Below are 10428 nucleotides of genomic sequence, written 5' to 3' on the forward strand. Positions count from 1 at the left end.
TTCGAACAAAAAATAGAAGGCAGAGGCCCCCGCCGCAGGCCTCTGCCTTCCGGTCCGTCCGTCAGCCGCTCAAAACTGCGGTACTGGAGAGCCTCCAAACTTGTAAGAAAGACCCGCCTTCACGATGTGGCTGGTGTTGCGGTAATCGACGTTGTTGACGCCGACGAGGGTGTAATTAACCCGCTTCGTGCCGAAATCCACGTAGTTGTATTCGATCCGCGACAGCCAGTTCTGGTTCCAGGCGTATTCAACGCCTCCGCCGGCCAGCCAGCCGCTGCGCGTTGTGGACAGTGTCTGGGTCGCGAAAAGCGCGCCGCCCCCATCGATGACGTTGCCGGTGTAGCGGGTGCCTTCCCAGGCTCCGCCGCCCTTGCCGTAGACCAGCCAACGGTCGATCGCGAAACCGGCCCTGCCGGTGACGGTCGCGATCCATTGCGGATCGGAGGCGGTCGATGCGGTGAAGCCCGGAACGATCGTCGGCTGCACGGAGGAGACTGCCCGACCGCCGAGAATGCCTGCGATGTCGCCCTCGACGCCGAGGACCAGCCCGCCGTACTGGACATTGTAGCCGGCATAGCCGCCGCCTGTAAAACGGGCTGCATAGTTGCGCAAGGTGCCGGTGACTTCGCCATTGGGCGTCGTCGCCTCGTTGCGCTCGCCAAGGCCGCCGACCATGCCGCCCAGGTAGAAGCCGCTCCAATCATACACGGTGCTCACGGCGACCGGCGCCTTGGCGTAGGGCCGCGCCGCCTGCATGTCAGCGGCTTGCGCCTGCCCGCATCCCGCGACCGCGGCGAACACCAGGCCCACGCGCAGACGCCTGTTTTTCGAGATCATCGTCATCCTTCAGTCCCCTATCTTGCCAACAGAAAAGGCTCAATCGGGAGACCGGAAATCGGTTGTTCGTCCCGAAGCCAATGCAGGACGGACGGTAAACGCTTCTCGTTATTCTGTTTAACATGTTGGCTTTTATAGGGTTTTCTGACCCAATCGGGGCATGGGAGCCGATGTGCGCCAAAAGACACACCGGCAAACTCCTTGCAGACGAAGGGCTGCAACCAAGGTGACAGAATAACGAGAAGTGTTTCGCTACAATGCGGTGCGTCAGTGCCGCCGGAGAGACGGCCATGACCGCGAATGCTCTGCGCGCGGGCAGCCTTTACGGCGGATCAGGCCGGCGCAAATACCTGACCCAGGACGAACGGACGCGATTCGTGGAAGCCGCGCGCCGTTGCGAACGCCAGGACGTGATGACCCTTTGTCTTACCCTGGCCTATACCGGCGCGCGTATCTCCGAGGCGCTGGCACTGACGGGAGAGTCCGTCGAAGCGTCGGCCGGGTTCATCGCGATCCGCTCCTTGAAGAAGCGGACCAGGGCGATCGTAATCCGCGAGATCCCGGTGCCGGACGCGTTGATCGCATGTCTTTACCGGGTCCACGGCCTGGACGCGGCGAGCCGAGAGGCGCGATTGTGGCCCTATTCGCGCTGCCGCGCGTGGCGACTGATCAAGGGCGTCATGAACGACGCGGGCATCACGCACGGCCTGCATGCGACGCCCAAGGGCCTGCGGCACGGTTTTGGCCTTCACGCGATCCGGTCGGGCGTGCCGCTCAATCTCGTCCAGCGCTGGCTCGGCCATGCGCGCATGGAAACGACCGCCATCTATCTCCAGGCCATGGGCGAAGAGGAACGTCAAATCGCTATCAGAATGTGGGCGGACTGATGGATGGATTTGCAGTCCGAACCGGCGCTGCGTGATGTAGATCGCCAGGCACTCAGGATCGAACGTCTTGCTGTCGCCATCTGCCATGAAAAGAATCCAGATTGTATTGGCGCAAGTAGTCGCAGTTAACACGGCGTCTTCGAATCGGCCCCGATCGTCCCTGGTCCGTCCCTTCAGGATGCGGTCCTAGCCGGGACCGTCCGTCCGTCAACGCGGCTCGCTTCCGCGGCTTACGCCTTGTGCAGCTCCGCCCCTTGCGGTTGCGCTGACGCGCAAGCGTGTGACGCCCGGCCATTGGTCCCGGCTTTAGTGGCCCCCATCAAGGACGGGCAAAGGGCCTGCCGAGCAAACCGAAGCAAGGAGACACCGATGACCAGCAAGAACACTTCCGGACGCCAACCCACCCACCTGATCTGGCAGGTGATCGGCGAAGGCGAGACCGCGAAATGGATTCGCGTCGGCGCGGGCTGGGCCAACAAGGACGGCAGGGCATGAACCTCCGGTTTGATGCCTATCCGATCGCAGGCCGAGTCAGCATGCGCAGAATTCCGGGCAGGAACCAGATGTCTGAGACAGGTGGGCATCAATGACCCTCTTATGGCTAACTTTAACTTCCGGACCTGACGCGAGAAGACGAAGCGAGGTGCAGAATATCTGTCAACGCGTTGCCAACACCCCCTAAAGTGCTGAGCTAATCGACAACCCGATTAGATGGCCCGGCCGCCCGTGGCTGCGGGCGTGTAATATGAGAATAAAGCTTGTTTAGATGGGCAGTAACCTGATGAGCATGATCTCTAGACCCAAGATTACGGGAGACGGAGATTCTCCATTCATCTCCCAGAAAAATATGTACTTCGTACCAGTGATCGATCCCGAATACGCGGTCGGCTTCAACCCAAAGCCAATCTGTTGTTTTCGTATATTCGATCGAAGTGATCCGCTTCAATCCATCCTAGATGTTGAAATCTTTGCCATTCACAGTTCGTCCCGCCTGATAAGAAGGAGGGTTGCGGAACGAAATTGATCCGTCGGGGAAAAACGAAATTGATCTGGAGCTGAAGCGATAGCGTTCATGAACAAATTTGTAAGTCCATAATCCTATTGTCGCGACTATAATCGCGATAAATACGCTCTGCATAGTAATGCCGAAGTACATGGCTGATGGAAGGCCGACAACCAATGCATACCCGCTGGAAACAAGTGAAATAGGCAACAGGTGGTAGCGATCTGCGAAACGTAACTGCGAAAAGTCCGTCCATGAAACACTGAAAACGGTCCCGACACCTTCAATAGCGTGACGTGAAGTGTTTGCAAAAACAGGCCTGTAGGATGGGTTTGGATCAAGCTTGGGCGAGGTAATGTGGTGAGTAAAATTGTTCCGTGAACCAGAGGCAGTTTTTGATTGATCCTCTCGAAACAGAAGAGCTTTCATTGCGAATGCTAATTTGCCGGTGAAATGTTGTAATATTTCAGGCTTATAAGCTAAAACGCCACATCCCCAGGAAATTAGAGAGGTTAAAAGCAATGGCAGAAACGGAAATTTTCCGGTTCTGAAAAATATAACTGATGCCAGCACAATCGGAATTACTGCGGCGACCAAAGCGCAGATTTTCTGTAGCAGCGGCCACCCTGCAAAATGGCTAAAATACGAAGTTGCTACCAGTGCGAAAGGAAGCACGATCAACACCAGGATCGGGTCTAGAAATATTCCTATGATTAGAACAGTAAGCGCCGACCCGACTATGACGATCTTACCGGTCCGCTGCCCGCTTCCTAGCTCAGGCCCATTCGTGCCAATACCAGTCATAGAGATTCCTGTTGTCCACGGAGCGACGGTCACAAGGCACCTTCAGGTATATTCGAATTATGAGATTGTTTCCGCCCTAAGCCTATCACAGTAGATCGGAGGACGTCCGGGTACGAGCAACATTTGTCTGTTTGTCTCGCGTGCAAGATGGAACGTTATTTCTGAGGAAGCCAGTAACGGTGCGTCGCGTAAAGATTCATTGTATCCCATGTTTCCAGAGGCAATTCCTGCCGAGGAGGTGCGGCCTCGTTCCATGTGAAGATACTGCGTCTGACCGAGGCGCCTCGACAAGTACTCAGTCGTAGTAAGGTCCGAATTGCCGAACGCCTGCAGTACGCCAGCATTTCCCAGAAATGTTTCCCAGGACTTTGGATAGGCGGTCCGAAGCTGAGATAAATCCTGCAAGACAGCCCAAAGGCGAACACCATGGCCGGCCAAGAAACCCACAGCGCGTTCAATGGGACGCATATATTCCAAGGCAGCAAATTCTTCTAACAGAAACAATACCGGGTGCACCGGCACTGTGGGGTCCCGTTCGAGTTCGATGAGCGCAAGCGTGACAACAAGTCGAAGCCATCGGAAGTGAGTTGCAAGCCGACTGGCGGGCAGGCAGAGATACACAGTTGTCGGGCAATGCTTGATAGATTGTATTCGCAAATCCGATGATTTGAGAACCGCGCCCATTAATGGCGAATCAAGAAATTTAAGCTGCTCACGAGCCGTCGACAGGATGGAACCCATCTCCTTTTCTGTTTTTTGCAATAGAGCGCGGCCTAAAAGAGCGAGCAATCCGTCAAACGCATCCATCACGGCCATGCGAACAAACAAGTAGTCGTCGGGATTGTCCCGATCCGACTCGGGGCGTCCAAGTGTTCCCTCTCCGCCCAGCAACAAACGCCGGAGTCGTGGAAGTGAAAGCTCCCCCTTGGTCGCCGCCATGTAAAGAATGGATGCGTCTATTAGATTTCGGGCCGCATCTGTCCAGTAAGGGTCCTTTTCGTTGCCAATAATCAGCGCGTCAGCGACAAGGGCCGCGTCATCGATAAATGTCGCCGAAGATTGGTCGAGTTCGTCTAGCGGGTTGTAGTTTCCTGAACGGAAGCCTGACGTTTCATACGGATCAAGAACGAAGACTTGTTGACCCATAGAGGCTCTTGCTTGTGCCGTCCGTGTTGCCAACTCGCCCTTGGGATCGATGACGATCACAGAGCCCGGATATCGAAGCAGGTTCGGGATTAAGACTGTCGATGATTTTCCAGATCGAGAGCCAGCGACTGTAACCACGTGACGATCATCGCCCTCTCCAACCTTCCCCGAAAAGTCTTTTCTGTCGGGGTCGCCGATGAGCCTATCTTCATGGCAGCCGAGAAGAAGTTTTCCCAAACGCCAATTCCAACTCGCTCCTAACGAACCTGGATGCCCCCAGATTTCCGCGGGTGCCGTTTCTTGCCTGGCGGGATCACCGCTGCCACGAGGGGGAAAGGGCACACTCATAGATCACCCCGTAAGTTGCGAACCGATGAAAAAGCGTGATAAACTGAAATGTGGAAGCTTTGGGAGTGACAGAGAGTGAAGCCTTTGTAGGCCGTACGGTCAAGAACGCTCTTGGTCAGGCGGAAATCGTTGTGCTCTGGCATATTTATTGGGACTACCTCGATTGGCTGGCTGATCGAGGTGCTGATGTAGAAGCATACATCGTAGACTGCGACTTAATGCGCGGGGATACCCCTCTTTCGAACGCGTTAGCTTGGTGGGTACATTGGGCAGTAGAGCATCGGGAAAATGAGGGGTTACCCCGTCCAGACTGGATGCCAGAGGCCATTCCCGAAGGCGACTAGAACTTGCATCTAGCTCGTACAATGGTATGTTGAGAGTTCCTAGCGCTAAGGCAATTAGGACCTAGTATAGGAACGTAAGCATGCCGGAGGATGATCCTGAAAACGGGAAGCAACTCCATGGAAACGCCGGTCACGACCCTAAACCTTCATTCGCGGCCCGCAGAGATGCGACGCCTCGGGGCATTGCCGCTCCTACTATGGGAATGGGGACGCAAAGTTCCTTTAATCCACCTCGTCCACCGACGAAAAGTTTACGAAACATCACTCCCGAAAAAGTAAAGCCTAAAGAGTTTGATCGGCTGGAACCTACTCCATTGAAGGAGGCGAAAGCGCAGATAGCCAAAGAGGAATCTTGCCAGCTCGCACGCAACGAGAAGTATGATGCGCAGAAGCTTTTGATGGGTAAATACGCAAAGAAGTCCAAAGAACTAGGTGACGATTTCGAAATGTGAGCGTTACGACGGCTCCGCTATAGTTCAAAAAGAATATATAAGCTTTATTCTCTATCGAATCTGATCAGGATCGCCATGATGATAGGGGGTTGGCAGCGCATGCCGGATTGCCAAGCGCAGTGCCGAACGGACGATCGACTATGCGGGTCTGAGGAGGTTGTGGCATCGTTGAAATCATCAGAACGAGAATGTTTATCTTCATCTTCCTTCACCGTTGCTAATGATCCATCTCAAATCCGCGCAAGTGGTTCGATCGCTGGGCTTCCTGTTCGTATCGTATGGGTGCCTTGAGCACGTGTGTAATCTGCCGCGTTAACCGCATCCGTTCCTGACTATGCCGGGCGCAGGTCTGGTCAAGACACTGTTGCAGCGCCTGTCGCTCTTTCATCTGTGCGCCGAACAGCGCTTCGCGCTGGGCTTTATCCCGGACGAAGCTGCGATAGGCTTCCGCTTCGTTTGCGCGCTTTGTCGCTGCGGTCTTGCCCGTCAGGAAATCCATCACCGCGCCCAATCCCCGCTTGAAACGGCCGGCTCGCTCTTTGGTCTCTCGTTGGTGGCGGTCGCGTAGGCCTTTATCCAGTCTAAGGCGTTCGTTGCGCTGCGCGACGACGATGGCCTGCTTTGCTCTCAACAGAGACCCTACCTCCGCCTGTTTGGCGTGCTTGTCCTTTGCCAAATGGGAGCGCAGGGTTGCGTTCAGGCGCTTGCGGGTTTCGTCGCGCCGGGCATCGACATCAGGCAGACAGTCCGGCTCGCCGAGTCTGGCGCGCACGTCCTTGATCTTGATCCCGGCCCAGCGCGCCACCGCGAAGACTTCGCCGTGAATGTCGAGCGCCACGAATCCGCGCCGGTCACCTTTGGCGAGGAAGTAGCCGCGATCTTCCAGCGCGTTCTTGAAGCTCGGCAGATTGTCCGATTGCTGCCAAGCCTCTTGGAATAGCTGCTTGATCTCGCGCGGGTCGAGACTGATGCGCTTTGCCTGCTGCCATTCCGCAAGCGTGAAATTAAGCGGATTCTTCCACCCGTTGGTCTTATGCCCGTCCGGCAATTCCCAGCCGTGTTCGAGATACAATTCCCGTGAGAGCTCATTGAGCCGGGTCTTGAAGAACGGCAGGTTGACCGCCTTCATTTCTGCTGCATCGATGCGCGACCAGACGGCATGCGCGTGCCGTCTGCCGTTTTTCTCATGAATTACCAAAGCACGCGGTTGACCAGCCAAACCAAGCGCCTGTTCGGCGCGGTCGGCCGCATCGACCAGGTCGTCGATTCCCGCCGCAGCGTCCTTGGGCGGGCTCAGGCTCAGGGAGAACAGGACTTGCGTACAGCGGGTGCCCTTGGCGACGGCGCGGATTTCATCTACCGCCCCTTGCAGATCGTCCGCCATGAAGCCGCGCAGCTCATGCAGCGTGACGTGGTCGTTATCGCGGTCGTTGAGCAGGTGCGCGGCGAGCTGCCGCGCGCCGCCGCGTTGGGAGCCGACCAGAATCACGACCGGCTCCCGTCGGCTTTCTCGGCAAAGGAAGCGGACAACGGTTTACCGCTTCGTGCCTGATCCATGATGACGATGCCGAGCGCCGTCAGCAGCAACCGCCGCATCTCCAGCACCCCGGCGCAGGCGGCGTTCAGGCTGTCTTCCGTCTCCTTGAGAACCGGCAAGGTTCCAAGGTTCGCGGCCTTGGCTAGTTGGTTCAGGTTGTTGGCAATGCGGGATTGACCCAGCAGCCCGAGAAGCCGACCCAGGGCCTCGCCGTCCTTCACGGGGTATGACCGCCGGGACCAACGCGGCGGCGTCATACCGTCGTCCAGCATCGTCTGGCGGATGAACGTTCCGAGTGGGACGCTACCGGCCTTATCTTGAAGGCGGGCCTTTTCGGTTTCCGTGAAACGGATAGACAGCGGCGCAGAGCGCTCCCGCCGTCCTGATGGGGGATTGCTCATAAATGCAATCCTCCGAAGTCTTTTTTCGCCTGCTTGAGCTGATGGTTCCAGTCCTCTAACGCCTGGAAAAGGTTCGAACACTCATCTTCTGAGTGCGCCATTCGATGCTCATCCCCTCCGCCATTCGGTTTGAGCAACCGCCGCCCGAAGTGCCTCCAACCGGAGGCACAAAAGTTGAAAATATCAAGAATTACGGCCTGTCAGCAGGAGCGCAGGGGTAAAATCCGGCCGAGCAATTCGGCTTGGAGAGCACCGCTGCCCGCCCGTCCGTCCAACAAAACGTCTAACAAAACGTCCAACCTGGGAGGGGGTCATGCCTGATTTCCTCACAAGGCGCGATGGCACTTGGCATTTCGTTCGCCGCGTTCCCGTCGAGTTCGCAGAGTTCGACCGGCGCGGGATTGTTCGGCACTCAACCAAGGTTCGCGTTGCAAACGATCGAACAGGCCGAAGGGCGACGCGGGTTGCCGATCGATTGAATAGCGAGCTTGAGGCCCATTGGCGCGAGCTTGCCGGGAACGGGTGCGACGAGGCGATCAGAACCTACGACGAGGCCCGGCGGCGTGCCCGATCCCTCGGGTTCGAATATCTCGACAATCCGCAGCTCCTGTTGGCGCCATGGGAGAAGCGTGTCGAGCGTCTGGAAGCCATTCTCGCAAATGGTCTGGAAAACGATAAGGGAGCGCGCACTGCGCTGCTTGGCACGACGCAGCGGCCCTCGATCTTGCTCTCGAAACTGTTTGATGAATACGAAACGACCACTAAGGATGAAACGAAAAACTTCTCGCGCAACCAGCTACGGGTCTGGCGGGGCGGCCGCAGGCGCGTGGTGGGTGAGCTGGTCGATCTGGTCGGCGACAAACCCATCGCCGAACTCACTCATGACGATGCGATCGACTACAGCGAATGGTGGCGAGAGCGCGTCGTAACAGGGGAGTGCACCGCAAAGTCCGCCAACAAATCGATGGGCATGCTGAGCCGGATGCTGAAGGAGATGAGCATCCGCCGCCGTCAAAATCTGCCTGATATCTTTAAAGGACTTCGGCTTAAGGGCGAGGTCGATAATGTGAGAAGCCCCTTCGAACCGTCGTTCATTCAAAATAGTCTGCTTGCTGATGGAGCGCTCGAGGGATTGAACGAGGACGCGCGCTTGATCATCTATGTGCTTGCCGACACCGGTTTGCGGCCCTCCGAAGCCTTGAACCTTCAGCCTAACGCGATCCACTTGGATGCGCCTATCCCATACGTGGAAATCCTTCCGGACGGTCGAGTGCTCAAGACGGAAGATTCCAAGCGCGAGATTCCTCTTGTCGGCGCTGCGTTGGCCGCCATGAAGTTAAGGCCAAGCGGATTCCCTCATTATCGGGACAGGTCGGCATCATTCTCGGCGTTGGTAAACAAGTATTTTGAGGGGCACGGCCTGCGTCCTACAAAACAACACTCGCTGTATTCGCTCCGGCACAGCTTCAAAGATCGCTTGATTGCCGCCGAGGCCCCCGACAGTCTGATCGACAGCCTTATGGGTCACCGCACCGGCAAACCCAAATATGGCAAGGGACCGTCGCTTGAATTAAAGCTCAAGTTCTTGTCGGCGACCGCCTTTCGGCCTCCGTCACGACTGTAAGCGTCTAGTAGACGGCGTGCTCGCTGGCGCGCCGTCTCCGCCTGTTTGAGTTCGGCTAGTTCGGCTTCGAATTTTTCGAACATTGGAAGGTGAACGTCGCCGTCCAAGTCGATGAAATACGCGAGAAGCAGCAATGCACGTTCTGTGCGCTCAATAGGTTTAAGACCCCGTGATTCTCGTATAGCCATGAGTCAGTCGTCAATTAATTGTCCCTCGTAAAATGATCTATCGTCGGCACAGCAACAGAGTGGATTTCAATCTGTAAACACAGCTTCGCAAAGATTCCGCGACGAAAGAGCTCAAGCAAGTTATGCCACCGTCTATCCGGTGCACTACTGCAAATTTGATTACGAGCATTTTTCGATACGCTTACCGTCTGCTGCGTTCGCGTTAGGGAGGAACGCGCACATGATAGACTCGGAGCATTCGGAGTATTCGCTGCGAGACGGCCCAGTTCGACCGCAGCTTTGATCAGAAATGTTTTGCGACGAAATGGTATGCCATGGAAGAGTTGGTCGCCGAATTTCGCGCGGTTCCTCTGCGCCGGGCTGGACTTAAGCGATGCGCCGTGCGCGGCCTTGCGCACGCGCGTGACATCTGAAAGCAGACACGCGCTCAATCGTCACCGCTGTCGCCCACGCTCAACGCGCCGCTGACCCTCTGGCAAGCGAGTAATCTTTTCGCTCGCAACTATTCATTATTTGGATTGAGCAAATGCCGCAGAGTTGGATCAAGAAGCCGCCGTGGTCCAAATAACTCCCGCGCCGCGTGCGTCGGCGAGATTATCACATGATCCAGATCATCATGACTGAGATCGTCACCTTTAAGGTTTATCTCTTGTATCGTCCCAGGCGCACGTGCGGACACTGCCTTCTGGTCAGCCTTAGGAATACGATAGGATTTTTTTGGTTCAGAACGGGCCAATCCTTCCGAACGCGTATCGGTTAAAGGAGCATTCGGATTAGTGGGCACTTTGGACACGACAAATACTGATCTTCCCCCGAAAAAGTGGACATGTTTAAGCTGCTTTTAGCTCCATCTCGAT

At 56.2% G+C, this 10428-nt stretch carries 9 protein-coding genes; 4 read left to right on the forward strand and 5 right to left on the reverse strand.

From position 1 onward, the window contains the following. Positions 1–69: 69 nt before the first annotated feature. Complete coding sequence (locus ACFE72_RS10390) at positions 70–843, reverse strand: outer membrane protein (protein WP_375413003.1); 774 nt, start codon at positions 841–843, stop codon at positions 70–72. Positions 844–1127: 284 nt separating this feature from the next. Here ACFE72_RS10390 and ACFE72_RS10395 point away from each other — a divergent pair, with 284 nt between their 5' ends. Together ACFE72_RS10395 and ACFE72_RS10400 are read left to right on the forward strand one after the other, a co-directional pair. After that, on the forward strand, positions 1128–1724 hold the full coding sequence (locus tag ACFE72_RS10395) for a tyrosine-type recombinase/integrase (RefSeq protein WP_375413004.1): 597 nt from the start codon (positions 1128–1130) through the stop codon (positions 1722–1724). Positions 1725–2093: 369 nt separating this feature from the next. Further along, positions 2094–2219, forward strand: coding sequence for a hypothetical protein (locus ACFE72_RS10400; RefSeq protein WP_375413005.1), 126 nt, complete (start codon positions 2094–2096; stop codon positions 2217–2219). A gap of 457 nt (positions 2220–2676) precedes the next feature. Here ACFE72_RS10400 and ACFE72_RS10405 read toward each other — a convergent pair whose 3' ends face one another. Next, positions 2677–3531: a hypothetical protein gene (locus ACFE72_RS10405; RefSeq protein ID WP_375413006.1), complete on the reverse strand. Its 855-nt coding sequence runs from the start codon at positions 3529–3531 to the stop codon at positions 2677–2679. A 57-nt stretch (positions 3532–3588) separates the two neighbouring features. Continuing rightward, on the reverse strand, positions 3589–4914 hold the full coding sequence (locus ACFE72_RS10410; protein WP_375413007.1) for a type IV secretory system conjugative DNA transfer family protein: 1326 nt from the start codon (positions 4912–4914) through the stop codon (positions 3589–3591). 535 nt (positions 4915–5449) lie between these two features. On the opposite strand from ACFE72_RS10410, the gene ACFE72_RS10415 reads away from it, so the two are divergent. Continuing rightward, positions 5450–5821, forward strand: coding sequence for a hypothetical protein (locus tag ACFE72_RS10415; protein ID WP_375413008.1), 372 nt, complete (start codon positions 5450–5452; stop codon positions 5819–5821). Positions 5822–6038: 217 nt separating this feature from the next. Here ACFE72_RS10415 and ACFE72_RS10420 read toward each other — a convergent pair whose 3' ends face one another. Both ACFE72_RS10420 and mobC read right to left on the reverse strand, forming a co-directional pair. Next, entirely contained in the window at positions 6039–7310 is a 1272-nt protein-coding gene (locus ACFE72_RS10420) for a relaxase/mobilization nuclease domain-containing protein (RefSeq protein WP_375413009.1), read from the reverse strand. Further along, the gene (gene mobC, locus ACFE72_RS10425; protein WP_375413010.1) at positions 7307–7759 is read right to left on the reverse strand and encodes a plasmid mobilization relaxosome protein MobC; all 453 of its coding nucleotides are present in this window, start codon (positions 7757–7759) and stop codon (positions 7307–7309) included. Before mobC ends, ACFE72_RS10420 begins: the two co-directional genes overlap by 4 nt. 313 nt (positions 7760–8072) lie before the next feature. On the opposite strand from mobC, the gene ACFE72_RS10430 reads away from it, so the two are divergent. After that, positions 8073–9383, forward strand: a complete 1311-nt coding sequence (locus ACFE72_RS10430; protein WP_375413011.1) for a tyrosine-type recombinase/integrase — start codon at positions 8073–8075, stop codon at positions 9381–9383. The last annotated feature ends 1045 nt before the right edge of the window (positions 9384–10428 follow it).

This window comes from uncultured Bradyrhizobium sp., assembly GCF_964252615.1.
Lineage (GTDB): Bacteria > Pseudomonadota > Alphaproteobacteria > Rhizobiales > Xanthobacteraceae > Bradyrhizobium.